26 protein-coding genes and 2 pseudogenes are annotated in these 23,821 nt (G+C 72.2%); 12 read left to right on the top strand and 16 right to left on the bottom strand.

Annotated features, from left to right (window positions below):
- The first annotated feature begins 182 nt into the window (after positions 1–182).
- Entirely contained in the window at positions 183–566 is a 384-nt protein-coding gene (locus ACFWR9_RS27055) for a hypothetical protein (protein ID WP_383846482.1), read from the top strand.
- Between the two features lie 14 nt (positions 567–580).
- Here the strand turns inward: ACFWR9_RS27055 and ACFWR9_RS27050 are convergent, their stop codons facing one another.
- Both ACFWR9_RS27050 and ACFWR9_RS27045 read right to left on the bottom strand, forming a co-directional pair.
- Complete coding sequence (locus ACFWR9_RS27050; protein ID WP_383846481.1) at positions 581–1,069, bottom strand: flavin reductase family protein; 489 nt, start codon at positions 1,067–1,069, stop codon at positions 581–583.
- Positions 1,070–1,079: 10 nt separating this feature from the next.
- The gene (locus ACFWR9_RS27045; protein WP_383846480.1) at positions 1,080–1,940 is read right to left on the bottom strand and encodes a hypothetical protein; all 861 of its coding nucleotides are present in this window, start codon (positions 1,938–1,940) and stop codon (positions 1,080–1,082) included.
- 128 nt (positions 1,941–2,068) lie between these two features.
- Here ACFWR9_RS27045 and ACFWR9_RS27040 point away from each other — a divergent pair, with 128 nt between their 5' ends.
- Both ACFWR9_RS27040 and ACFWR9_RS27035 read left to right on the top strand, forming a co-directional pair.
- Entirely contained in the window at positions 2,069–2,815 is a 747-nt protein-coding gene (locus ACFWR9_RS27040; RefSeq protein ID WP_383846479.1) for a TetR family transcriptional regulator, read from the top strand.
- Between the two features lie 137 nt (positions 2,816–2,952).
- Positions 2,953–3,366, top strand: coding sequence for a Zn-ribbon domain-containing OB-fold protein (locus ACFWR9_RS27035; protein WP_125491774.1), 414 nt, complete (start codon positions 2,953–2,955; stop codon positions 3,364–3,366).
- 7 nt (positions 3,367–3,373) lie between these two features.
- On the opposite strand, the gene ACFWR9_RS27030 is transcribed toward ACFWR9_RS27035, so the two are convergent.
- Positions 3,374–3,769: a PPOX class F420-dependent oxidoreductase gene (locus ACFWR9_RS27030; RefSeq protein ID WP_383846478.1), complete on the bottom strand. Its 396-nt coding sequence runs from the start codon at positions 3,767–3,769 to the stop codon at positions 3,374–3,376.
- A gap of 58 nt (positions 3,770–3,827) precedes the next feature.
- Entirely contained in the window at positions 3,828–5,006 is a 1,179-nt protein-coding gene (locus ACFWR9_RS27025) for a MalY/PatB family protein (RefSeq protein WP_383846477.1), read from the bottom strand.
- Between the two features lie 153 nt (positions 5,007–5,159).
- Between ACFWR9_RS27025 and ACFWR9_RS27020 the strand changes: the two genes are divergently transcribed.
- A complete protein-coding gene (locus tag ACFWR9_RS27020) occupies positions 5,160–6,521 on the top strand; it encodes a S1 family peptidase (RefSeq protein WP_383846476.1) in 1,362 nt (453 codons plus the stop codon).
- A gap of 86 nt (positions 6,522–6,607) precedes the next feature.
- Here ACFWR9_RS27020 and ACFWR9_RS27015 read toward each other — a convergent pair whose 3' ends face one another.
- Positions 6,608–6,793 carry a hypothetical protein gene (locus ACFWR9_RS27015; protein ID WP_383846475.1) on the bottom strand — a complete coding sequence of 62 codons (186 nt, stop codon included), beginning with the start codon at positions 6,791–6,793 and terminating at the stop codon, positions 6,608–6,610.
- Between the two features lie 150 nt (positions 6,794–6,943).
- Positions 6,944–8,107, bottom strand: a complete 1,164-nt coding sequence (locus ACFWR9_RS27010; protein ID WP_383846474.1) for an ROK family protein — start codon at positions 8,105–8,107, stop codon at positions 6,944–6,946.
- 163 nt (positions 8,108–8,270) lie between these two features.
- Between ACFWR9_RS27010 and ACFWR9_RS27005 the strand changes: the two genes are divergently transcribed.
- From ACFWR9_RS27005 to ACFWR9_RS26990, 4 genes are all read left to right on the top strand, one after another.
- Complete coding sequence (locus ACFWR9_RS27005) at positions 8,271–9,170, top strand: carbohydrate ABC transporter permease (protein ID WP_383846473.1); 900 nt, start codon at positions 8,271–8,273, stop codon at positions 9,168–9,170.
- Positions 9,171–9,186: 16 nt separating this feature from the next.
- Positions 9,187–10,158 carry a carbohydrate ABC transporter permease gene (locus ACFWR9_RS27000; RefSeq protein ID WP_383846472.1) on the top strand — a complete coding sequence of 324 codons (972 nt, stop codon included), beginning with the start codon at positions 9,187–9,189 and terminating at the stop codon, positions 10,156–10,158.
- 10 nt (positions 10,159–10,168) lie between these two features.
- On the top strand, positions 10,169–11,512 hold the full coding sequence (locus ACFWR9_RS26995) for an ABC transporter substrate-binding protein (protein WP_383846471.1): 1,344 nt from the start codon (positions 10,169–10,171) through the stop codon (positions 11,510–11,512).
- Positions 11,513–11,586: 74 nt separating this feature from the next.
- Complete coding sequence (locus tag ACFWR9_RS26990) at positions 11,587–12,789, top strand: Gfo/Idh/MocA family protein (RefSeq protein ID WP_383846470.1); 1,203 nt, start codon at positions 11,587–11,589, stop codon at positions 12,787–12,789.
- Between the two features lie 31 nt (positions 12,790–12,820).
- Here the strand turns inward: ACFWR9_RS26990 and ACFWR9_RS26985 are convergent, their stop codons facing one another.
- The 3 genes and pseudogenes from ACFWR9_RS26985 to ACFWR9_RS26975 form a co-directional block, all read right to left on the bottom strand.
- Positions 12,821–13,516 (bottom strand): L,D-transpeptidase family protein, encoded by a 696-nt coding sequence (locus ACFWR9_RS26985; protein WP_383846469.1) that lies wholly within the window; start codon positions 13,514–13,516, stop codon positions 12,821–12,823.
- A 150-nt stretch (positions 13,517–13,666) separates the two neighbouring features.
- Positions 13,667–14,068: pseudogene (locus tag ACFWR9_RS26980) on the bottom strand (SDR family NAD(P)-dependent oxidoreductase); the annotation flags it as partial.
- 187 nt (positions 14,069–14,255) lie between these two features.
- Positions 14,256–14,654, bottom strand: a pseudogene (locus ACFWR9_RS26975) (SDR family NAD(P)-dependent oxidoreductase); the annotation flags it as partial.
- Positions 14,655–14,703: 49 nt separating this feature from the next.
- Here ACFWR9_RS26975 and ACFWR9_RS26970 point away from each other — a divergent pair.
- Positions 14,704–15,243, top strand: coding sequence for a hypothetical protein (locus tag ACFWR9_RS26970; protein WP_383846468.1), 540 nt, complete (start codon positions 14,704–14,706; stop codon positions 15,241–15,243).
- Here the strand turns inward: ACFWR9_RS26970 and ACFWR9_RS26965 are convergent.
- The 3 genes from ACFWR9_RS26965 to ACFWR9_RS26955 form a co-directional block, all read right to left on the bottom strand.
- Positions 15,227–16,153 carry an SDR family oxidoreductase gene (locus ACFWR9_RS26965; RefSeq protein ID WP_383846467.1) on the bottom strand — a complete coding sequence of 309 codons (927 nt, stop codon included), beginning with the start codon at positions 16,151–16,153 and terminating at the stop codon, positions 15,227–15,229. The two genes, ACFWR9_RS26970 and ACFWR9_RS26965, sit on opposite strands and share 17 nt — an antisense overlap.
- A gap of 326 nt (positions 16,154–16,479) precedes the next feature.
- Positions 16,480–17,109, bottom strand: a complete 630-nt coding sequence (locus ACFWR9_RS26960) for an MBL fold metallo-hydrolase (RefSeq protein WP_383846466.1) — start codon at positions 17,107–17,109, stop codon at positions 16,480–16,482.
- The gene (locus ACFWR9_RS26955) at positions 17,109–18,197 is read right to left on the bottom strand and encodes an S-(hydroxymethyl)mycothiol dehydrogenase (protein WP_376361461.1); all 1,089 of its coding nucleotides are present in this window, start codon (positions 18,195–18,197) and stop codon (positions 17,109–17,111) included. The genes ACFWR9_RS26960 and ACFWR9_RS26955 overlap by 1 nt, the downstream gene beginning before the upstream one ends.
- 129 nt (positions 18,198–18,326) lie before the next feature.
- Here ACFWR9_RS26955 and ACFWR9_RS26950 point away from each other — a divergent pair, with 129 nt between their 5' ends.
- A complete protein-coding gene (locus ACFWR9_RS26950) occupies positions 18,327–20,081 on the top strand; it encodes an ABC transporter ATP-binding protein (protein WP_383846465.1) in 1,755 nt (584 codons plus the stop codon).
- Between the two features lie 214 nt (positions 20,082–20,295).
- Positions 20,296–20,661, top strand: a complete 366-nt coding sequence (locus ACFWR9_RS26945; protein WP_383846464.1) for a nuclear transport factor 2 family protein — start codon at positions 20,296–20,298, stop codon at positions 20,659–20,661.
- 87 nt (positions 20,662–20,748) lie between these two features.
- On the opposite strand, the gene ACFWR9_RS26940 is transcribed toward ACFWR9_RS26945, so the two are convergent.
- Entirely contained in the window at positions 20,749–21,249 is a 501-nt protein-coding gene (locus tag ACFWR9_RS26940; protein ID WP_383846463.1) for a metallophosphoesterase family protein, read from the bottom strand.
- A gap of 39 nt (positions 21,250–21,288) precedes the next feature.
- On the opposite strand from ACFWR9_RS26940, the gene ACFWR9_RS26935 reads away from it, so the two are divergent.
- Positions 21,289–21,426, top strand: coding sequence for a hypothetical protein (locus ACFWR9_RS26935; RefSeq protein ID WP_383846511.1), 138 nt, complete (start codon positions 21,289–21,291; stop codon positions 21,424–21,426).
- On the opposite strand, the gene rfbB is transcribed toward ACFWR9_RS26935, so the two are convergent.
- From rfbB to ACFWR9_RS26920, 3 genes are all read right to left on the bottom strand, one after another.
- Positions 21,401–22,366 (bottom strand): dTDP-glucose 4,6-dehydratase, encoded by a 966-nt coding sequence (rfbB, locus tag ACFWR9_RS26930; RefSeq protein WP_383846462.1) that lies wholly within the window; start codon positions 22,364–22,366, stop codon positions 21,401–21,403. The two genes, ACFWR9_RS26935 and rfbB, sit on opposite strands and share 26 nt — an antisense overlap.
- An 86-nt stretch (positions 22,367–22,452) precedes the next feature.
- Positions 22,453–22,632 carry a hypothetical protein gene (locus ACFWR9_RS26925; RefSeq protein ID WP_383846461.1) on the bottom strand — a complete coding sequence of 60 codons (180 nt, stop codon included), beginning with the start codon at positions 22,630–22,632 and terminating at the stop codon, positions 22,453–22,455.
- A gap of 114 nt (positions 22,633–22,746) precedes the next feature.
- Positions 22,747–23,694 carry a LysR family transcriptional regulator gene (locus tag ACFWR9_RS26920; RefSeq protein ID WP_383846460.1) on the bottom strand — a complete coding sequence of 316 codons (948 nt, stop codon included), beginning with the start codon at positions 23,692–23,694 and terminating at the stop codon, positions 22,747–22,749.
- Between the last annotated feature and the right edge of the window lie 127 nt (positions 23,695–23,821).

The following is a 23,821-nucleotide window of genomic DNA, read 5'->3' as shown; positions in this document are numbered from 1 at the left end:
CCCGGACCGCGTCCACACCTGCCGCGAACATCTCCGGACGCCGATTCCTACCCGCTCCGGCGCACCGGGATGTTCCGGTCGGGCATCGCCTGCGCGAGCGCCCGCGGCGGTCCCGGTCATCCCCTGGACCGGGACCGCCGACACCCGTCGCCCACCCCGTCGACGCCGCACACCCGGAAGCGATGATCATGCACCTGACGACCACGCGCATCAGCCCGGACTGGCCCTGCCAGGTCAAGACACCCGGCAGCTACGACTGGGAACGCTCGGCGGCCAAGTGGCTGCGTGAACTGGTGCCGGCCCGCTACGCCGGCTATCCGGCGCTGATCCGGCACCCCGTGCTGCTCGCCCGCCACGCGCAGATCCAGGTGCAGCACGAGATCCGGGTGGCCCGCACCGCGCTGCAGACCGCACGGGCGGACCTGCCGCGGCTCGGTCTGCACGAGGGGGTCATCGAGCACACCATCAAGCTGTACGCGGCGGAGGTACTCCAGTTGCAGCACATCGCGCGCAGCGTGCGGGCGGTCACCGAGGCCCTGGTCGAGCGGGGCTCCGCCGGACGCTGAACCCCGCGCCCGCGTCAGTCCACCGGATGGCCGGGGCGGATGGCGCCGGCGTCGCCGAGGCGCAGCAGCGGTCCGGCGGACGTCTCGCGCCCGCCCCACTCGACCGGTTCGAGGACAAAACCGACGTGGTCGCCCCCGGGGGCCCGCGCCACCACCCGCCCGACGAACCACGCCTCGGCGTCCTCCAGCACGACGGCCCCGGCGTACCCCTCGCGCCGGCGGACCCCCTGGAACTTGTCGACGTCGTCGCCGGTGCGCCCGCCGAACAGCTCGGCGGTCCCGAGCTGGTCGCGGGCGAGGAGATGCACCGCCAGGACGTCGGCGGACAACGCCACCCGGTAGGTCCGGTTGATTTCCGAGAGCCACACGACATAGCGGACGGGGTCGAGGGAGCACTGCGAGGAGAACCCGACCAGGCAGCCCGCCCGCTCCCCGCCCGCCGCGGCCGTCACCACACACATGTCGGGGTCGAGCCGGTGCAGGAAGACGTCCATGGCTGCCATGACCGCCATGCTAGGACCTGTCGGCCCCGGCGGGCCGGGTCGCCAGGAGGCGCCGCAGGGCGGTGCGCAGGGCGCCGACGAACGCGTCGCGGCCCGGTTCGTCCAGGGCGTCGAGCGACAGGTACGGGTTGAGGTCCTCCAGCTCGACCAGCAGCAGCTCACCACCGGGCGCCCGGCAGGCGTCCACGCGCTGGACGCCGTGGTCGAGGCCGTTCCATTCGATGAACCGCCGCGCGAAGTCGAGGTCGGCCACGGTGGCGCCGTACGGCTCCAGTTGCCAGCGGCGTTCGGGATGCGGCGCGTACAGGGCGTACTGGAAGTCGTGGTCGACGAAGTAGAAGGACACCTCGTACGCGAAGTCCACGCGCGGCTGCACGAGCAGGTCCCCGGCGCCGGCGCCCAGTGCCTCGCGCACCCGGCTCGCGGGCACCATCCGCAGTCCCGCCGAGTCCGCGCCGAGCCTGGGCTTGACGACGTACTCGTCCGCGGCGGGCAGCCGCTGCAGGTCCTCGGCCCGGTCGGCGGTGGGGATGACCGGGAATCCGGCGGCGGTCAGGTGGAGCAGATACTGCTTGCCGGCCATGTCGGCCCTGCCGGTGAGCTGGTTGTAGACGAGGGTTCCGCGCTCGGCGGCCCGCTCGCGGAAGGCGTCGTACGCGGCCTTGTGGCCCAGCACCGGGCCGCTGTTGCGGACGACGACGGCGTCGAAGGCGTCCAGCAGCGCGGCGGCGTCCCGCGGATGGCACAGGGCCAGGTCGAACTCCTCGCGCAGCCGGGAGGTCAGGAAGATGTCCTCGTCGCAGTAGCGCCGTCCGCGTGCCTCGTAGGCCAGGTCGGTGACGTACAGGAGGCGGGGGCGGGCGGACGGCATGCGGACTCCTCGTTGCTGATCGGAAGTGATCGTATGCGACCGAGACTGCCAGGTGATGAATGCACTCAGTTCCCTCTTCGAGCTGCACTCAGTGCCATGATCGTCGGTGAGCTGCTACGTTCCCCCTCATGAGCACCAGCAGTGCGGCGCCCCGCCGCGGGGACGGGACGGACGCGGCGGGTGCCCGGCCGCCGATGCGGGAGGCGCTGGTCGCGGCGGCCTTCCGGCTGTTCCTGGAGCGCGGGTACGAACAGACCACCGTCGGCGACATCGTCGCCCTGGCCGGCGTCGGACGGCGGTCCTTCTTCCGCTACTTCCCGTCCAAGGAGGACGTGGTCTTCCCGGACCACGAGCGGTGCCTGGCCGACATGACGGCCTTCCTGGCGGCCTCGCCCGACGACGCCGACCCGGTGCGGCGGGTCTGCGACGCGGCCCGTCTGGTGCTGCGCATGTACGCCGAGAACCCGGACTTCTCGGTGCAGCGCTACCACCTCACCAAGCAGGTCGCGGGGCTGCGCGCGTACGAGTTGTCGGTGGTGTGGCGCTACGAGCGGGCCCTCGCCGAGTATCTGCGCGGGCGCCTGGGCGGACGGCCGGACGGCCGCCTGCGCGCCGACGTGATCGCGGCCGCGGTGGTCGCGGCGCACAACAACGCCCTGCGGAGCTGGCTCCGTTCGGGCGGGCGGGACGACGCGGGCGCCGCGGTGGACCACGCGCTGGGCTACGCCCAGTCCACGTTCGGCGACGTCCCGGTGGCGCCCCGGGGCGGGTCGCCCGACGACCTGGTGATCGTGGCCGCGCGGCGCGGGACCCCCCTGTGGCAGGTCGTCCGGGAGATCGAGACGGCGTTCACGGGCGACCGACCGCTCAATTGAGGGTACGGAGTGCCTTTACGTGTGACACTGAGTGCCATACGCTCTGTGGCGTGCGCGGTGGCACGGCGAGCCGCGCACACGCGTGCCCGGTGACCGCGCACGCGGGATTCCGGCCCGAGTGCAGGGAGTTGACCAGCGTGTACCACCACTCAGGAAACGTCGCTCAGCGGACAGCCGGCTCCCCGACGGGCGTGCTCGACCCGCAGGCGCCCGACACCGAGGCCGTCTTCTTCCAGCGCTGCACCTGGTGCGGCACCGCGATGTACCACCGGGTGCTGTGCCCGGTCTGTCGCGGCAGTGAGCTGCGGACCGAACGCAGCGAGGGCACGGGCACGGTGCGCCACGCCACGGTGGTGCACCGCAACAGCCCCGCCGCGCGCAACGTGTCCCTGATAGAGATGGCCGAGGGTTTCGTGCTGCGCGGCCGGGTCATGGGCCCGCTCATCGGCATCCACAGCGGCGACCGGGTGCGGCTGTCCACGGCCAAGGACCCGGTGCGGGGCGAGCCGGTCTTCCAGCTGGTCGACGAGCCGTACCGGGCCTGGACCTGAGGGCCGGTCAGGGCGCGGGCGGCGTGGGCGTGATGCGGATGCCCAGGGTGCCGTCCAGTCCCCGGCGCAGCCGGCTGCCGAAGAGGGTGAGCCTGCCGAGGACGCCGTACTTGCGGGCGAGCAGCTTCCGGTAGCGGGCGGTGGTGGCCGGGTCGCAGATCTCGGCCGTGCCCGGCACCTGGTCGCCGGTCGGCCGGCCGCGCACGTCGCAGGGGCCGATCAGGACGTCGGCGCGGTTGCGGACGCGCTTGACCTTCCAGGAGTCGGCGGCGGTCCAGACGCCGAGCCCGTCCCCGTCCCGTACGACCCACACCGGGGTGGCGACCTGGGTGCCGTTCTTCCGGTAGGTGGTGACCAGCAGGTACTTGCCGGCGCCGAGCAGGTCCAGTGACGCGTCGTCCATGGTCCCGAAGTCTAGGCCCAGGCCCCCTGTTCACACCGTCCACCCGTCACCCCGTCCCTCACTCCAGGGCCGCCCGCATCCGCTGCACCGCCTCCGTGATCACCTCCGGCGAGGTCGCCAGGTTGAGCCGCAGGTGCCCCGCCCCACCGGTGCCGAAGGGGATGCCGGAGCTGAGGGCCACCCGCCCCCGGTCGAGGAAGACCCGCGCCGGGTCGTCGCCCAGACCGAGCGCGCGGCAGTCGAGCCAGGCCAGGTAGGTCGCCTCCCCGGCACGGTGGACGACCCCGGGCAGCTGCTCGGCCAGCAGGCCGGTGAGCAGCCGCCGGTTCTCGTCGAGCCCCGCGAGCACGGCGTCCAGCCAGTCGGTGCCGTCGCGCAGGGCGGCGGTGTGGGCGAGCACGCCCACGTGGCTCGGGCCGTGGCCGACCTCCTCCGGCATCCGGGCCAGGTCGTCGGCGGCGCCGGGTCCGGCGAGGGCGAGCGCCGCCTTGAGCCCGGCCAGGTTCCAGCCCTTGGACGCGGACATCAGCGCGAGGCCGCGCCCGGCGCCGGGCACACTCAGGTAGGGCACGAACCGCGCGTCCCCGGTGACGACCGGCGCGTGGATCTCGTCGGCGACGACCCGGACGCCGTGGCGTTCCGCGAGGGCGGCGACGGCGGCCAACTCGTCGGCGGTGTGCACGGTGCCGGTCGGGTTGTGCGGGCTGCACAGCAGGTAGGCGGCCCGCCCACCGCCGGCCACCGCCTCCCGGAAGGCCTCCTCCAGTCCCCCGAAGTCGATCCGCAGGTCCGGACCCAGCGGCGCCTCGACAACCCGCCGGTCCATGTGCGTGACGAACGGGTAGAACGGCGGATACACCGGTGAGTTGACGATCACCGGGTCGCCGGGCCCGGTGACGAGCTTGAGCATCTCGACGATGCCCAGCATCACGTCGGGCACGATCGCCGTGCGCTCCACCGCCAGGTCGTCCCAGCCCCACCTCTTGCCGGCGAAGTCCGCGAGGGCCTCGGCGTAGGCGGTGCCGGCGGGGTAGCCGGTGTCGCCGAGTTCCATGGCGTCGGTGACCGCGCGCACGACGGCGGGGGCGAGCGGCACGTCCATCTCGGCCACCCACAGCGGCAGTACGTCCGCGGGGTGGGTGCGCCACTTCATGCTGGTACGGCGGCGCAGCTGGTCCAGGGTGAGCGCGTGCAGCGGGTTGGGGTCACCGGGCCGGTCGTGCGGGATGCGGGTCATGGGCACAAGATAGGGCGCCGTGACGGAACGGGGAAAGGTGACCACCTGCCCGGGTGAACACCGTGGTGTCCGCCCTCGTATGGGAGGAGGGCGCTCGACGTCCGGAGGCCCCCGCGGTGGTGACACCGCGTGTCGGGGTTCGGGAGCGCACGCATGAGGCACGCACGACGACGCATGGTCCGGCGAGTGGCACGGCTGGCGGCAGTCGGCGGACTCCTGGTCGGGGGGACCATGGTCACCCGGGCCGTGGCGAGCGAACCACCCGACGTGTCAGCGGCGCCGCACACCCTGGCGCAGACGGCGTCCGGCGCCGGTGCCGGCCTGGTGTCGGAGCTGGGCACCGAGCGCACGGCGGGCCACTGGGTCGGCGCCGACGGGCGGCCGGTCGTCGCGGTCACCGACGAGCGCACGGCCGAGACGGTGCGGCGGGCCGGTGCCGAGGCGAAGGTCGTGCGGCACAGCATGTCGGAGCTGAGGTCGGCGACCTCGACGCTGCGTTCGGCACCCCGGGTGCCGGGCACGGCGTGGGCGCTCGACTACCGGTCGAACGAGGTGGTGGTGCGCGGTGACCGCACCGTCTCCACGTCGGACTGGTCACGGCTGACGGGGGCGGCGGAGGGCATCGGCGGTTTCGTCCGCATGGAGCGCACCGAGGGCACGTTCACCACGCGTCTGAACGGCGCGGAGCCGATCCTGTCCACGGCGGGGCGCTGTTCGGCGGGGTTCAACGTGACCGACGGGCGCAGCGACTTCATCCTGACCGCCGGTCACTGCGGGCCGACGGGGTCGGTGTGGTTCGGTGACGGCGGGGGTGACCGGCAGGTCGGCAAGACGATCGCGGGCAGCTTCCCCGGGGACGACTTCTCCCTGGTGGAGTACGCGAACGGCAAGGCGGGGGACGGCGCCGACGTGGTGGCGGTGGGCGACGGCAAGGGGGTGCGGATCACCGGCACCGGTGAACCGGCCGTCGGGCAGCGGGTGTTCCGCAGCGGCAGCACCAGCGGGCTGCGCGACGGGCAGGTCACGGCGCTGGACGCGACGGTCAACTACCCCGAGGGCACGGTCACCGGTCTGATCGAGACCGACGTGTGCGCCGAACCCGGGGACAGCGGTGGGCCGATGTTCTCCGAGGGTGTGGCGCTGGGAGTGACCTCGGGCGGCAACGGCGACTGCGCGAAGGGCGGTACGACGTTCTTCCAGCCGCTGCCGGAGGCCATGGAGTCGCTCGGCGTCCGCCTGATCGTCGCCGGGCAGCAGGGGTCCGGGCCGGGCGCCGCGCCCTCGGCGCCGGCCGCCGGTGGCGGCGCGCCCGGTGCCGCGGCACCGGGGGCGACGGCTCCCGTGACGGGCGTCGACGGCTCGACGCTGCTCGCCCGGCTGACGGACCGCCGCAACGTGGGCCCGGGTCTGCTGGTCGTGGCGGGCAGCCTGCTGGCCCTGGTGGCCACGCGGTGGATCCGTGCCGAGGCGGACCGCAAGGCGTACCGGCGGCACTACTCGGCGACGTGGGGCTGAGCCGGGGGTGCAACGAGAAGGGCGTCCGCTTGGTGCGGATGCCGCGGGCCGGGGGCTCCGATGCGCCGAGGAGCCTCAGACGGCGGTCAGGCTGCCTTCACGGACTCAGGGGCCGCGCCGGCCCACTCCGTGACGAGCCGCTGGTACTCCGCGCGCTGCTCGACGCTCAGTGTCCCGCCCGACCGGAGCCAGAGGGCCCGGATCTCCTCGTTGACCTCGGCAGCCGATCGCTCGGAGGAGGGTTCAACAGTGGTGGACATGCTGTGAAGCATACGGCGCCGGGCGTGAAGACGATGTGAGTAATCGCGAGCCAAACGGACATATCGGACCGTGTTGCTGGTCACGTCGATTTACTCATCTGTCAAGGCCCACCTGCGAGTTCGTTACCGCCGCGTGTGTTCCACCGCACACGGGTGCCGACTTCAGGCCTGCGCGGCCCCCAGCACCAGTACCTGGATGGCCAGCACGGCCGCGCCGCGCGCCCAGTCGTGGAAGTCGGACACCTTGGTCTCCAGGGCGACCGGTGCGGCCTGCGGGTGCCGGTTGTCGCGGACGGCGTCCTCCACCGCCTTTCCGGCCACGTCCATCAGCCCCACCCCCTCCCCCGCGAGCAGGATCTTCTGCGGCATCACGAAGTTGGCGATCTGGGCCACCAGGGTGCCCAGGGCGCGTCCGGCCTCCGCGATCACCCGGGCGGCCATGCGCTCCCCAGCGGCGGCGGCCGCGAGGATCTCCTCCCAGGTCAGGTCACGTCCGGTGGCCGCCCGGACCTGGTAGCGGATGTTGGGGATGGTCAGCAGCGACACGGCGCTGCCGCGCCGCCCGTCGGGGGTGAGCGGGCCGTGCGGGTCGACGATCCAGTGCCGCCCGAAGCCCCGGTCCTCGTCCCCGGCGTACGGCACCCGCCTGCCGCCGAGCACGAGCCCGTAGCCGATGCCGGCGCCGATGGTGAGGACGACGAACCGGTCCAGACCGCGCCCCGCCCCGAACCAGGTCTCGGCCTCCACGAAGGCGGCCGTGTCGTTCTCCACGACGACCGGCAGCCCGGTCCGCTCCTCGACGAGTGCGGCGAGCGGCACGCCCCGCCAGCCCAGAAAGGGTGACTCGCCGACCACGGCACGGTCCTCGACGAGTCCGCCGACGCCGATGCCGATCCCGGCGACCCCCGGGCGCCCGCGCGACAGCTCGTCGGTCATCCGGGCCAGCAGCGCGGCGGCCTCGCCGGGGTCGCGGGTGGTCAGCGGGCGGTCGTGCCGGGCGACGATCTCGCTGCGGAGGGTGGTGACGACGCCGTAGACCATGTCCTGGGTGATCTTGAAGCCGACGAAGTAGCGGGAGTCCGCGACCACGTCGAGCGGCTGGGAGGGGCGCCCCTGCCGCACCCCGGCCACGGCGCCCGCCTCGGGGACCTCCACCAGCAGGCGCGACTCGATGAGCGGCTTGGTCAGCCGGGTGAGGCTGCCGGGCGACAGACCCAGCCGCCGGGCGATCTCGGTCCGGGACAGCGGGCCGTGCACGAGCACCTCGATCGCCACGGAACGCTCACCGGGGCTCAGCGGAGGCCAGCTGGAGGCGGCTACGGTCATGACGATCGAACCCCTTTTTTCTGCACCGGAAACAACGTGGCCAGACTACGACCGAGATGTTGGCCCGCAAAAGATGGTTGCCCACCTCTTGACGAATTAATTGTTCCGCACCAAAAGTAAGTGGCGCCAGGACGAGCCGCCGCCCCTGCGAGGGAGTCCCACGATGACCGTCGTCTCCAACAGTCCGCCGTCCCGCCCTCGGGGTGACGGACGCCTCGCCGCCCTGTTCGTCGCACCGGCGCTCCTGGGCTTCGTGGTCTTCCTCCTCTGGCCGACCCTGCGCGGCGTCTATCTCAGCTTCACCAGCTTCAACCTGCTGACTCCGGCGGAGTGGGTGGGCCTGGACAACTACGTACGGATGGTCCACGACCCCATCTTCTGGGACTCGCTGCGGGTGACCGTCGTCTACGTGGTCATCAACATCGGCGTGCAGACGGTCTCGGCCCTGGCCATCGCCGTCCTGCTCCAGCGGCTGACGCAGTCCTCGGTGCTGCGCGGGATCGTGCTCACGCCGTACCTGATGTCCAACGTGGTGGCCGGCATCGTCTGGCTGTGGATCCTGGACACCCAGCTCGGCATCGGCAACGAGATCATCGCCGGCCTGGGTCTCGACCGCATCGCGTTCCTGGCCGACGAGACCTGGGCGGTCCCGGTCATCGCGCTCATCAACGTGTGGCGGCACGTGGGCTACACCGCGCTGCTGCTGTTCGCGGGGCTCCAGGCCATCCCGAACGACATGTACGAGGCCGCGAAGGTGGACGGCGCGAGCGAGTGGCGGATGTTCTGGCGGATCACGATGCCGTTGCTGCGGCCGGTCCTCGCGGTCGTCCTGATCATGACGGTGATCGGTTCGTTCCAGGTCTTCGACACGGTCGCCGTGACCACCGCCGGCGGCCCGGCGAACGCCACCAACGTGCTCCAGTACTACATCTACGGCGCCGCCTTCGGCCGCTTCCAGTTCGGCTACGCCTCGGCCATGTCCGTCGCGCTGCTCGTCGTGCTGAGCGCCATCACCTTCGTCCAGTACCGGCTCACCCGGGCCGGACAGACCGACCTCGGCTGACGGAGAGGAGACCGAGATGACCGAGACGACCGAGACGACCTCCGTGGCCGGCACGCCCCCGGTGGCCCGGACGGCCCCCGCGGCCGGCCCGGCGACGCCACGGCGCGACGGGCGCCGCCTCGCCCCCGGGCGGATCGTGGCCTGGACGGTGCTGGCCGCGATCGTGCTCATCACCCTGCTGCCGTTCTACTGGATCCTGCGCACCGCGCTGTCCACCAACACGGGACTGGCCGCGCACCCGGCCGACCCGCTGCCGGTCGACCCGACCACCGGCGGCTTCGAACGGGCCCTGGGCCTGCAGTCCGCCGAGGAGGCGATCGCGCAGGGCGGAGCGGGCGGCGGGCTCAAGTTCTGGCGGTACCTGCTCAACTCGGTGCTCGTCTCGACCCTGATCACCGTCTCCCAGATCCTCTTCTCCGCGATGGCCGCCTACGCCTTCGCCCGGCTGCGCTGGCGGGGCCGGGACAGGGTGTTCGCCCTGTTCCTGGCCGGGCTGATGGTGCCGGCCATCTTCACCCTGCTGCCGAACTTCGTACTCATCAAGGAACTCGGCCTGGTGGACTCGCTGCTGGGCATCGCCCTGCCGACGATGTTCATGACGCCCTTCGCGGTGTTCTTCCTGCGGCAGTTCTTCATGAACATCCCCCGGGAGGTGGAGGAGGCGGCCCTGCTGGACGGCGCGGGCAAGGTGCGGGTCTTCTTCCGGGTCCTGCTGCCGATGGCCTCGACACCCGTCCTGACACTGTCCGTACTGACGTACATCACGTCCTGGAACGACTACTTCTGGCCGCTGATGGTCTCCTACAGCGACAGCTCACGCGTGCTGACCGTGGCGCTGGCCGTCTTCCGCGCCCAGAGCCCGCAGACCGGCACCGACTGGTCGGGGCTGATGGCGGCCACGCTCATCGCGGCACTGCCGATGCTGCTGCTCTTCGGCGTCTTCGCGCGCCGCATCGTCAGCACCATCGGCTTCACCGGCATCAAGTAAGGGGACGGGCATGCGATTTCGTACGGTCGCGGCGCTGACCGGGGCGCTGACACTGTCCCTGGTGAGCGGCTGCGCGCAGGGCGGCTCCACCGGGGCCTCCGGGAACACGGTCACGTACTGGCTCTGGGACGCCAACCAGCTGCCCGCGTACCAGGCGTGCGCGAAGGGCTTCGAGCGGCGCAATCCGGGCCTGGACGTGAAGATCACCCAGATGGGCTGGGACGACTACTGGACCAAGCTCACCGCGAGCTTCATCGCGGGCACCCAGCCGGACGTGTTCACCGACCACGTCCAGAAGTTCGGCCAGTTCGCCGACCTGGAGGTGCTGGAACCGCTGGACGGCCTCGGCATCGAGGACGCCGACTACCAGCCGGGCCTGGCCGCCGGCTGGCTGGGCCGGGACGGTCACCGCTACGGCGCCCCGAAGGACTGGGACACCGTCGCCCTCTTCTACAACGAGCGGATGGCGAAGGACGCGGGGCTCGGTGCCCAGGACCTGAACGGCCTCTCCTGGAACCCGGAGGACGGCGGCACCTTCGAGAAGGCCGTCGCGCACCTGACCGTGGACGAGCGGGGCAGGCGGGGCGACGAACCCGGCTTCGACAAGGACAACGTCAAAGTCTACGGCCTCGCCTCGGGCGGCGGCGGGGACGGCGACGGCCAGACCACCTGGAGCACCTTCGCCGCGTCCGCGGGCTGGACCTACACCGACAAGGAGCGGTGGGGCACCGAGTACCGGTACGACGACGCCACCTTCCAGTCGGTCGTCGACTGGTACTTCGGGCTGGCGGACAAGGGCTACATGGCCCCGCTCAGCGACTACAGCTCCCAGTCCAACCCGGCCAACGCGCAGGTGGCCGCGGGCCGGGCGGCGGCGGCCTTCGACGGGGCGTGGATGATCTCGACGTACGCCGGTCTCCCCGACATGGACATCGCCACCGCCGTCAACCCGGCCGGCCCGACCGGCGAACGGGCCACGATGATGAACGGCCTCGCGGACTCCGTCACCAAGAACGCCCGCAACAAGCCGGGCGCCCTGAAATGGGTGAAGTACCTGGCCTCCGACGAGTGCCAGCGCACCGTGGGCCGGTACGGCATCGTCTTCCCGGCCACGCCGGAGGGCACCGACGCGGCCGTCGCCGCGTACGAGAAGAAGGGCGTCGACGTCTCGGCCTTCACCCGGCCCGTCGACGACACGGAGAGCTTCCGGACCTTCACCTACCCGATCACGGACAACGCCGCGGACGTGCTGGCCCTCATGCAACCCGCCATGCAGGACATCTACGGCGGCGGCAAGCCGGTCGGCAGCCTCGACGCGACCAACGACCAGATCAATCTCATCCTCGACCAGTGACGCGACCAGTGACGCGACCAGTGACGCGACCAGATATACGACCAGATATACGACCAGTGAAGGGCACGCCATCCATGACGTTCTCCCTCGGCATCGTCGGTGCCGGCCAGTTCTCCGGCCAGTTCGCCAGGCTGTTCCTGGCCCACCCGGGCGTGCGCGACGTGTACGTCACCGACCTGCTGCCGGAGCGGGCCGAGCGGCTCGCCGCCGCCGAAGGCCTCGCCGGCACCTTCCCCGGCTACGAGGCGATGCTGGAGTCCCCGGCGGTCGACGCCGTCGCGGTCTTCACCCAGCGCTGGACCCACGGCCCGCTGGTCCTCCAGGGCCTGGCCGCGGGCAAGCACGTGTACTCGGCGGTCCCCATGGCGATCAGTACGCAGGAGATCGCGGAGATCATCGACGCGGTCAAGGCGACCGGGCTGGCGTACATGATGGGTGAGACCAGCCAGTACAACCCGGCGACCGTGCACGCCCGCAACAAGATCGCCGAGGGTGCCTTCGGGCGGCTGTTCTACGCCGAGGGCGACTACGTCCACGACATGGACCTGGGCTTCTACGAGGCGTACCAGTACAGCGGTGGCGAGGGGTGGAAGGCCACCGCCAGCTATCCGCCGCTGCTGTACCCCACGCACTCGGTGGGCGGGGTGCTGGGCGCGTGGGGGACGCACGCGGTGAGCGTCTCGGCGCTCGGTGTGGTGGACGAGCGGGGCGACGGTGTCTTCGACCGGTCGGTCAGCCGGTTCGACAACGACGTCTCCAACGCGACGGCGCTGTTCGAGGTGGCCGGCGGCGGGTCGTTCCGCACCAACGAGTTCCGCCGGGTCGGCTACCCCTCGCACATCCGGGAGTCCCGTTTCCGGTTCTTCGGCACGGAGGCGAGCATGGAGCAGCTGGCGACCGTGGCGCTGTGGCAGGACAAGACCGGGGTCGAGGACATCAGCGAGCTGCTGGAGCCCAAGCCGACCATGGCGCCGGACGACCCCTCGCTCCAGCACATCGCGCCGGAGCTGCGGGCCGCCTTCACCTCGGGTTCGGCACCGGTGCACGACCGGGCGCGGCTGCCCCGGGCGTTCGACCACATGCACAACGGCCACGAGGGCAGCCACCACTTCCTGGTGGACGACTTCGTGACCGCCGTGAACTCCCGGACCCTGCCGTCCGTGAACGCGTGGGCCGCCGCCCGCTACACCCTGCCGGGCATCGTCGCGCACGAGTCCGCGCGGCAGGGCGGGGTCAGGCTGGAGATCCCGGACTTCGGGGACGCGCCCCAGCCGTGAGGCCGCCGCGCGAGCCGGGTGCCCGTCCCTCTCAGGTGCCCGGCTTGCGGCCGTACACGTAGACGTCGTCGTTCTTCTTCAGCAGCGACCAGTACTTCTTGGCGTCGGTCTTCGTCATGTTGACGCAGCCGTGCGAGCCCGGCGGGCTCCACACACTGACGCCCACGGAGTGGAAGGCCTGGCCGCCGTCGAAGAACTGGCTGTAGGGCATCGGCACGTCGTAGATGGTCGAGTGGTGGTTGAGATTGCGCCAGTAGACCTTCTTCAGGCCGGTGCGGGTCTCGTAGCCGTTGCGCCCGGTGCGGACCGGCACCGGGCCGTACACCAGCTTCTTGCCGTCCTGGATCCAGCTCAGCTGAAGGGTGAGGTCGACGCAGGCGATACGGCCCTTGTTGACCGGGCATTTGCCGGATTTGTTCGGGTTCTTGCCGACGGCCTTCTGCTTCGTCATCAGGTCCATCACGCCCCAGGTGATGGGTCCCGCGTAGCCGGCGTTCGGCGTGATGCCGTGCTTGGTCTGGAAGGCGCGGATGGCCTTGCAGTCGGCGGTGGACTGCTTGCCGTCGGCCGGGCGGCCGAGGAACTTCTCCACCTTCTTCTGGTGCGTACCCGTCGTCGCGGTGCAGCTCGCGGCCTGGGCCGGCGCGGCCGTGAGCACGAGTGTGAGCGGTGCCACCAGTGCGGTGACCCCGAGTGCGACGACTGCTCGTCTGCGTATGTCCCCCATGGCCGGCCTTTCGCGAAGAAGCGGTGACGTGGTGGGAAGTCGCCGTGGTGCGCCCCCGGTCTGATAGACAGCCGCCGGGCGGATTCGGTTGCCCTGGCGCGCCCACTCGCCACGAAAGCGTGACAAACGCCACCGGGGTTCCGGCGCCCGTCAGTCCGTCTCGCCCCACTCGCGCATGGCCTGCCGGAACCCCGTGTTGACCGCGGTCAGGCCGCCGTCGACCGCCAGTGTGGTGCCGGTGACCCACGACGCGTCGCGCGAGGCCAGGAAGGCGACGGCCGCCGCGATGTCCTCCGGCTCGCCGACCCGGCCCAGCGGGTACAGGTCCCGTACCGCCGCCAGTTCCTCGTCCCGGCCCTCCCAGGCCGTGGTGCGCACCGTGCCCGGCGTCACGAGGTTGACGCGGACGCCGCGCGCGGCGGCGTGTCCGGCGAGGGTGCGGGTCAGCGAGCCCAGGCCGGCCTTGGCGGCGCTGTAGGCGTGGTTGCCGAAGTCCTGGACGCCGTTGACCGAGCCGACGCTCACGATCGCGCCGCGTCCGGTGGCCGCCAGGGCCTGTCCGGCGGATCAGGTCGCAGGAAAGCCGGGGCACCTCTTCGACGTCCGTGAGCGGGGTCTGGTGCGTCCATCTGCAAGGCGGAGGAGGGCGGCAACGCGGAGCGTTGACAACCGACGACAACGCCGCAGATGGGCGTGCCAGACCCCGCGTCTGCGGCATGATCCGCCGGACAGGCCCTGGGTGGGGCAGTGCGGCCCGGCAGCAGCGGTAGGCGCCGGTGAGGGTGACGTCGAGGTCGCGGGCCCAGACCTCGTCGGGTTCGTCCTCGAAGAGCGGGGCGTCGGGGGTGCAGGCGTAGGCGTTGTTGACCAGTACGTCGAGTGCGCCGAACGTGTCCACGGCGTGCGCGACGGCCGCTTCGACGGACGCCCGGTCGCTCACGTCGCAGGCGAACGCCTCGGCGGTGAGCCCCTGTTCGGTCAGCGCGTCCGCCGTGCGCCGGGCCGCGGGCAGGTCGACGTCGGTCAGCAGCACCTTCGCCCCCTCGGTGGCCAACCGGCGTGCGGTGGCCGCACCGATGCCCCGGGCGGCGCCGGTGACGAGTACTCCGTGGTCCGTGAAGCGCCTGATGTCCGTCATGGGCCCGACCGTAGTACCGCGGCGATCATCGGGCGGCTACCGTGCCGCCATGTCCGAATTCCTGCAGCAACTCCCCGCGCTCCTGGGCGTCGTGATCGGCGCGCTCGGTTCGTATCTCGCCGTGGTCCGCAGCGACCGGGCCCGGCTCCGGCGGGAGACCGAGGCCCGCTGGGAGGAGCGCAGGCTGGCGGTGTACGCCGACTACGCGCGGGTCCTGAAGACCTCGGTCACGCTGACCTACCGGATAGCCGCCCACCTCGGCAACGACCCGCACCCGCACCCCCTCGCCCCGCGCGATGCCGCCGCCGCGCAGGCCGAGGCGGCGCTCTCGCGGGATCCCGCCGGGGAGGCGCTGCTTCTGCTGGGCAGCAGGCAGGTGGTGGAGAAGGCGCGGGTATGGGTCGTCGCGGTCCTCGACATGGAGCGTTTCCTGCGCGAGGAGACGCGCGACCCCGCCGCCTGGGAGACGCTCCTTGAGCGGCACCGTGGCGCGCGGGAGGGCTACTACGCTGCTGTGCGCGAGGATCTGGCCCTGCCGCCGGGTCACGGGGCCCGGTGGCCGCTGCCGCCCGTCAGCGATACCCGGTGACGTCGGCCGGCCGGTCGGCGTCCTGGACCTCGACGAGGTAGCGCCAGGCGTCCGGGCGGCTGCCGTCGAGGTCGGTGAAGCCGTACTCCTGGGCGAGGCCCCCGCTGGAGAGGGAGCGGCCGTTGAACCGCGCCACGTCCGGGTCGGCGGCCAGCGCGGCCACGGCGCGGCCCACGTAGCGGGGCGTCTCGGAGATGGCGAAGTGGGGGACGCGGTCGAGGGCGTCGCGCCAGTTCTCCTCGCGCACGCCGAAGTGGTCGAGCATGAGCTCCGAGCGCAGCCAGCCCGGGGTCAGCGCCACGGCCGTGGCGCCGCGCGGTCCGAGTTCGTGGCCCAGGGCGAAGGCCATGCGCAGGACGGACGTCTTGGCCAGGTCGTAGAAGAAGGAGACTCGGTAGTGGTCGCGGTTGTAGTCGTCGGTGCCGTCGGTGACCTCTACGACCAGTCCGCCGGAAGCGCGCAGCAGCAGCGGCAGGGCGTGGTGGCTGGTGACGGCGTGCGTCTCGACCGCGAGGCGCAGCAGCCGCAGCCCCTTGTCGAGGTCGTGCTCCCACACGGGGCTGTCCCATTCGAAGAGGTTCTCGCCGCCCCAGATGTCGTTGACCAGGATGTCGAGGCGGGCCTGCTCGCGGGCGATGCGGTCGACGAGCCGGGCGACCTGCTCCGGGTCGAGGTGGTCGGCGGGCACCGCGATGCCGTGCCCGCCGGCCTCGGTGACCAGGTCGGCGGTGTCCTCGATGGTCTCGGGGCGGTCGTACTCCGAGCGCCGGGCGCGGGTGCTGCGGCCGGTGACGTAGACGGTGGCGCCCGCCGCGCCCAGTTCGACGGCGATGCCGCGTCCGGCGCCCCGGGTGGCTCCCGCGACGAGTGCGACCCTGCCCGCCAGCGGCCTGTTCGGTGACCCTGCCATGTCCGTTTCCTGTTCCTCTCCCGCACGAGTGCTGTCGTGTTCGAGAGTGCACGGGAAGCCGGACATCTTCTGTCACCTTTTCCGCGTGTCCGCTAGGGCCTGTCTGACAATTCCCGTCGTCGCCCGGAGGGCGGCCTCGCGGCGTCAGGTGCGTGCTCTGGGGGTCCCCCCGGCCGGAGGCTGGGGGAGTGCCGGGCGTAGAGCCTCGTACTGGATGTACTTGGCTCTGCGCCCGGTGCGGCGAGAGTGCGTGCATGGCGTCGCGAGGCTGGGGGCACCACCCGGCCGGAGGCTGGGGGAGGGAATTGTCAGACAGGCCCTAGGGGTCAGTGCCCCCGGTCGATCCACTCCTTCAGGTGCGGTGCCTCGGCGCCGATGGTGGTCGGGTCGCCGTGGCCGGTGCGGACCTCGGTCTCCGGCGGGAGCACCAGCAGGCGGTCGCGGATCGAGTCGATGATGGTCGGGAAGTGGGAGTAGGACCGTCCGGTGGCGCCGGGGCCGCCCTGGAAGAGGGTGTCGCCGGTGAAGACGGTGCCGAGACCGGGGTCGTACAGGCAGACCGCGCCGGGGGCGTGTCCGGGGGTGTGCAGGACGGTCAGGTCGGCGCCTGCGGCCTCGATGACCTGGCCGTCGGTCAGCCAGGCGTCGGGGTCCCGGTCGGGGTGGGTCTGCCGCCACAGCGGCAGGTCGTCGCGGTGCAGCCAGATGGTGGCGCCGGTGCGGTCGGCCAGGGCGGGCGCCGCGCCCACGTGGTCGTTGTGGCCGTGGGTGCAGACGATGGCGGTCAGGCGCCGGTCGCCGACGGCCTCGGCGATCGCGTCGGCGTCATGGGCGGCGTCGATGACGACCACCTCGTGGTCGTCGCCGACCAGCCAGACGTTGTTGTCGACGTCCCAGGTGCCGCCGTCGAGCATGAACTGGCCGGAGGTGACGAGGCGTTCGATGCGGGCGGACATCAGAGCACCACCACCGAGCGGAGCACGTCGCCGGCGTGCATCCGGTCGAAGGCCTGCTCGACCTCGTCGAGCCGGATGGTCTCGGTGACGAACTTGTCCAGCGCGAGGCGGCCCTGGAGGTGCAGGTCGATGAGCATCGGGAAGTCGCGGGAGGGCAGGCAGTCGCCGTACCAGGACGACTTCAGCGAACCGCCGCGCCCGAAGACGTCCAGCAGCGGCAGTTCCAGCTTCATCTCGGGCGTCGGTACGCCGACCAGGACGACCGTGCCGGCCAGGTCGCGGGCGTAGAAGGCCTGCCGGTAGGTCTCGGGACGGCCGACCGCCTCGATGACGACGTCGGCGCCGAATCCGCCGGTCAGTTCGCGGATCGCCTCGACGGGGTCGGTCTCGCGGGAGTTGACGGTGTGGGTGGCGCCCATGGAGCGGGCGGTCTCCAGCTTGCGGTCGTCGATGTCCACGGCGATCACCTTCGCCGCCCCGGCCAGGTGGGAACCGGCGATCGCCGCGTCGCCGACGCCGCCGCAGCCGATGACGGCGACGGTGTCACCGCGGCCGACGTTGCCGGTGTTGATGGCGGCGCCGATGCCGGCCATCACCCCGCAGCCCAGCAGACCGGCCACCTGCGCGGAGACGGCCGGGTCGACCTTGGTGCACTGTCCGGCGGCGACCAGGGTCTTCTCGGCGAAGGCGCCGATGCCGAGGGCCGGGGACAGCTCCTGGCCGGTCGAGGCGAGGGTCATCCTCTGCTCGGCGTTGTGGGTGTCGAAGCAGTACCAGGGGCGTCCGCGCAGACAGGCCCGGCAGGTGCCGCACACGGCACGCCAGTTGAGGATCACGAAGTCGCCGGGGGCCACGTCGGTGACGCCGGCGCCGACCGACTCCACGACGCCCGCGGCCTCGTGGCCGAGCAGGAAGGGGTAGTCGTCGCTGATGCCGCCCTGCTTGTAGTGCAGGTCGGTGTGGCACACCCCGCAGGCCTGTACCTTGACCACGGCCTCGCCCGGGCCGGGATCGGGCACGACGATCGTCTCGATCCGGACCGGCTCGTCCTTGCCCGGTGCGATCACGCCGCGTACTTCCTGCGCCATGCTTGTGACCCTTTCCTCGGCCGTTCAGCGTCCCTCCCGACCCTACGCGCAACAGATCGGTGAGGGGCGCTTCGGCGGCGTGCCGGGCCCACGTAGCCTGAGGCGTCGCCCGCCTGCCGAAGGAGTCCCGTGAGCGCCGCCGATCCGGAAGCCGGTCCGCCCGTCTGGCGGCTTCTCCTGTCGTACGTACGGCCGCACCGGCGCGCCCTGTTCGCGGGCGCCCTGCTCTCGCTGGTCACGGGCGGCACGGGCCTGCTGCTGCCGCTGGTGGCGCGGGAGCTGATCGACGACCTGGCGCACGACCGGGCCATCACCGGTGCGCTGCTCGCCATGTCGGGGCTCGTGGTCGCCAACGCGGCGCTCGGCGCGCTCGGTTCGTACGTGCTGCGGCGCACCGCCGAGTCGGTGGTCCTCGGGGCGCGGCGCACGCTGTCGTCGTATCTGCTGCGGCTGCGCGTCCCGGCGGTGGACCGCACCGAGCCCGGCGACCTGATGGCGCGGATCACCTCCGACACCACCCTGCTGCGCGAGGTCACCACCGACTCCCTGATCGGCCTCGGCACCGGCGGGCTCACGCTGGTGGCGACGCTGGTGATGATGGGCGTGGTCGACCCGGTGCTCCTCGGGGTCACGCTGGCGGTGGTCGTGGGGGCCGGCATGGTGCTGGGCCTGATCGTGCCGCGCATCAACCGGGCGAGCCGGCAGGCGCAGGACGCGGTCGGGGTGATGGGCGCCGCGCTGGAGCGGATCCTGGGCGCGCTGCGCACGGTGAAGGCGTCCGGCGCCGAGCCCCGGGAGGAACGGGCGCTGCACGAGGCCGCCGAGGAGTCGTGGCGGCAGAGCGTGCGGGCCGCCAAGTGGTCGGCCGCCGCGGGCAATACCGCGGGGCTGGCGATGCAGATCGCGTTCATCACGGTGCTCGCGGTGGGCGGGGCGCGGGTGGCGACGGATGCGATCGACGTCGGCACGCTGGTGGCGTTCCTGCTGTTCGTCTTCTATCTGATGTCACCGATACAGCAGGTCGTCGGCGCGGTCACGCAGTACCAGACGGGGCGGGCGGCGCTCGCCCGGATCCAGGACGCGATGCGGCTGCCCGCGGAGCCGACGCTCCGCCCCGCCCCGCTGCCCTCACCGGGCGCGGAACCGGCGTCCGTCTCCTTCCGCGACGTCCGCTTCCGCTACGCCGAGGATCTGCCGTACATCCACCACGGGGTGACCTTCGACGTGCCGGGCCGGGGGCTGACGGCGTTCGTCGGCCCTTCGGGCGCGGGGAAGACCACCGTGTTCTCGCTCATCGAGCGGTTCTACGACCCGGGGTCCGGGGAGATCACGCTGGACGGCCGGAACCTGGCGGAGTGGGAACTGGCCGCGCTGCGGGCCTCGATCGGCTATGTGGAGCAGGACGCCCCGGTGCTGTCCGGCTCACTGCGGGACAACCTGCTGCTGGGCAGTCCCGAGGCGGACGAGGACGCCGTCCGTACGGTCCTGAAGACCACCCGCCTCGACACTCTGGTCGGCCGGCTGCCGAACGGTCTGGAGACGCTGGTGGGGCATCGCGGCACCAAGCTGTCCGGCGGGGAGCGTCAGCGCGTGGCCATCGCCCGCGCGCTGCTGCGCCGCCCCCGGCTGCTGCTGCTCGACGAGGCCACCTCGCAGCTGGACGCGGTGAACGAGGCGGCGTTGCGCGACACCGTGGCCGAGGTGGCCCGGACGACGACGGTGCTGGTCGTCGCCCACCGGCTGTCCACGGTGACGACGGCCGACCGGATCGTGGTGATGGACGCGGGGCGCGTCCGCGCGGTCGGCACACACAGGGAACTGGTCACCGCGGATCCGCTGTACGCGGAGCTGGCGGCGACCCAGTTCCTGGCGGCCGGCGGCTGAGCGCGCCGGCCGCGGGGGGTCGGCCCAGGGCGGGGACGGCGCCGAACAGCGGCGAGACCAGGCCGGTGACCTGCTGAAGCTGCCCGGACCACTCACCCGTGAGGAGCAGTGGCCCGGCCGCGATTGCCCCGGGCGCCGGGACGGAGGAAGCTCGGAGGGGAGGGCCACGACGGCCCGTTCCCCCTTCGGGCCGCGTCCCTCGAAGGAGGTCGCCATGGGTACCACGGCAGGCCGGGGCTTCGACGCCGAAGCGCTGCGCCGGGGCATCGAAGGAGACACGGCGGCACCTCTCCTGTCCCTGTACGCGCGGGACGCCCAGGTCCGCGTCGTCGACCGGTACGACCAGCCGAGCCGTCCCAAGGTCCTGCACGGCCGGCAGGAGATCGCCGAGATGCTCGACGACGTCTACAGCCGCGACATGACCCACCGGATGGAACGCTGTGTCGTCCAGGGCGACCACGTCGCGTTCACCGAGGAGTGCACCTATCCGGACGGCGTGCGGGTCCTCGCCGAGTCGATGCTGTCGTTGCGGGACGGCGAGATCGTGGAGCAGACCACCGTCCAGGCGTGGGACGAGTAGCCCGGGTTCCGCGGTCAGCGTGTCCAGGCGCGGTAATGGAGGAGCGGTACCGGGCGCTGCGGCGGCGGTTGCCGGCCACGCGACGGCTCAGCGCCGGGGCAGCCGGTGCAGTTCCACGTGCCCGAGCCGGCCGTCGGCGGCCGTGGCCGTCATGTAGGTGCAGTACGGCTGGCGGCGTCGGTCCGTCGGCGAGCCCGGGTTCAGCAGGCGCAGGCCCCCGGGCGCGGTGGTGTCCCAGGGGATGTGACTGTGCCCGAAGACGAGGACGTCGAGGCCGGGGAAGCGGTCGGCGCAGCGGGCCTCGCGACCCTGGGCCGCGCCCGTCTCGTGGACGACGCCGAAGCGCAGGCCGCCGAGGTCGGCGTACGCCACCTCGGGGAGGCGGGCGCGCAGTCCCGGGCCGTCGTTGTTGCCGTACACCGCGACGAGCCGGTGGCTGCGGCTCTCCAGCAGGTCGAGGGTGGCCGTGTCGACCCAGTCCCCCGCGTGCAGCACGATGTCGGCGCGCGGGATCTCCGCCAGCAGGGGCGCCGGCAGTTCCCTCGCCCGCCTGGGCAGGTGCGTGTCGGACATGAGCAGCAGACGCACGGGTCCAGGGTAGCAATCAACAGGTAAAACTGTGCAGCCTTGGCTGTAGAAATTAGCGACATGGACGCGGAGGCGCACCGCAACAGCGTCGAGCGGATCTTCCCGCGCCTCGGGGAGACGGGCACGACGGCGGAGATCCTGGAGCTGCTCCTCACTCCGCGCCGGCGCGCCGCTTGAGCCAGGCCCGGTTGTCCCGGTACCAGGCGACGGTCCGGGCCAGCCCGGCCGTGAGGTCCGGGCGGGGACGGTAGCCCAGCTCGTCGCGGGCCTTGCCCCAGTCGACCGAGTAGCGCAGGTCGTGCCCCTTGCGATCCTCGACGTGCACGACCCGGTCCCACCCCGCGCCGCAGGCGTCGAGGAGCAGGCCGGTGAGGTCGCGGTTGCTCAGCTCGGTGCCGCCGCCGATGTTGTAGACCTCGCCGGCCCGGCCCCGGGTCCGCACGAGGTCGACGCCCCGGCAGTGGTCGTCGACGTGCAGCCAGTCGCGTACGTTGCGCCCGTCGCCGTAGAGCGGCACGCTCAGCCCGTCCAGGAGGCGGGTGACGAACAGCGGCACGATCTTCTCGGGGAACTGGTGCGGGCCGTAGTTGTTCGAGCACCGGGTCACCCGTACGTCCAGGCCGTGGGTGCGGTGGTACGAGAGGGCCAGCAGGTCGCCCGCGGCCTTCGAGGCGGAGTAGGGGGAACTGGGCCGCAGCGGGTGCTCCTCGGTCGCCGAGCCGGCGTCCACGGAGCCGTAGACCTCGTCGGTGGAGACGTGCACGAAGGGGCCCACGCCGTGGCGCAGGGCCGCGTCCAGCAGGGTCTGGGTGCCGACGACGTTGGTGAGGACGAAGTCCGCGGCGGCGTCGATCGAGCGGTCCACATGGGACTCGGCGGCGAAGTGCACCACCTGGTCGGTGTCGGCCATCAGCTTGTCGACGAGTCCGCCGTCACGGATGTCACCGTGCACGAAGTGCAGCCGGGGGTGGCCCACTTCGAGGTTGGTGAGGGTGCCCGCGTAGGTGAGGCCGTCCAGCACCGTGATGTGCGGCGCTCCGGGAGAGTCGGAGGCGAGGAGCGTCCGGACGTACCGGGAGCCGATGAAGCCGGCGGCGCCGGTGACCAGGAGGTTCATGGACGGTGCCTTGCTGTGGTCGAGAGGCGGTGCGGGACGGTACCGACGTTACCCACGTGTCCCGTGCGGCTCGCGGCCGGGCGGCCTCAGTCCTCGCCCCGGACGATGTTCCACTCCTGGCCCGTTCGCGGTGCGCGGGGAACGGCGCGGTCCTCGACGGCGGGTACGCAGGTGCGCATGGCCCCCCTGGCGCGCAGCCGACGGGCCTTCGACCAGCCCGTCTCCGGCCTCCGGACGACGGTGTGCTCGCTGGTGTCGGTTCTCACGGGGTTTCATCCTCCTTTGGTGCGTTGCCTACGTTCTTCGGGTCCCCGGGCACGGCACGGCGAAACACCGGGCACACGGGCCACACGGCCGCCCCCGGTCCGTGCGGCGCGGTCTCACCAGTCGCGTGCGGCGTGCAGCAGGTGGTCGCGGACGAGGGGCACGTGCGGGTTGTCGAAGGCGCCGGGGCGGTGCACCAGGAAGGCGGTGTTGATCGGCGCGTCCTCGGGTTCGTCGAGAAGGGCGAGCACGCCGGAGGCCAGTTCGGCGGCGCACAGGTAGCGCGGCAGGACGCTGAACCCGGCGCCGGCGGCGACCATGGCGACGACCGCCCGCAGGTCGGGGACGGAGACGGCGGCCCGGCAGTTCAGGCGCCGGCCGAAGACGTGGCGCCAGTATCGGCGGACGATCGGAAGGTCCTCGGCGTAACTGATCAGCGGGACCTCGTGCAGGACGCCGGGGCCGTCGGCGGCGAGGGCCGGCCGCAGCCGGTCGGCACGGGCGGGGGCGGCGACCAGGACGAACTCCTCGTCCGCCAGGGGCACCGCGGACAGACCCCGGCCTCGGGGGCGGCTCGTGGCGATCACCAGGTCGTGCCGGCCGGCCCGCAGTTCGTCGAGGAGCGGGTCGGTCAGGCCGGCACCGACCCGCAGCCGTACGCCGTCGGCGACGAGGCCGGAGAGCGCGGGCAGGGCGCGAGTGGAGAGCAGCTCGGCGGGCCCGGCCAGGTGGACCGGTCCGGGCCGGGTGCGGCCGGTCGGGTCGTGGCCGGCGGCCGCCGCGAGCGCGTCGAGGGGTGCGGCGACCCGCGCGGCGAGTTCGTCGGCCACCGCGGTCGGGGCGACTCCGCGCGGCAGTCGCTCGAACAGTTCGCGGCCGGTCTGCCGCTCCAGGGCGCGGATCTGCGTGGTGACGGTCGGCTGGGACAGGCACAGGAGCTGGGCCGCGGCCGTGAAGGACCCGGAGCGGTGGACCGCGAGGAAGGTCCGCAGCAGGTTGAGGTCGGGCGGCGCGGCGGCCGGGGTCGCGGCCGCGGGGTCCGCCGAGGGGGCGCTGTCTCGCACTCCTGAACCCTACGGCGGTACGGCAGGACGCTGCCATACGGATTCCTATGGCTGTCATCGGCCGTGGCATTGGCGATACGAAGAGGTCGGGTCCTAGTTTCGGACGCAGCGCCGCGTACGACGGATC

It is taken from the genome of Streptomyces sp. NPDC058534, from assembly GCF_042717365.1.
Classification (GTDB): domain Bacteria; phylum Actinomycetota; class Actinomycetes; order Streptomycetales; family Streptomycetaceae; genus Streptomyces.
This window is presented reverse-complemented; position numbering and strand designations above follow the sequence as displayed.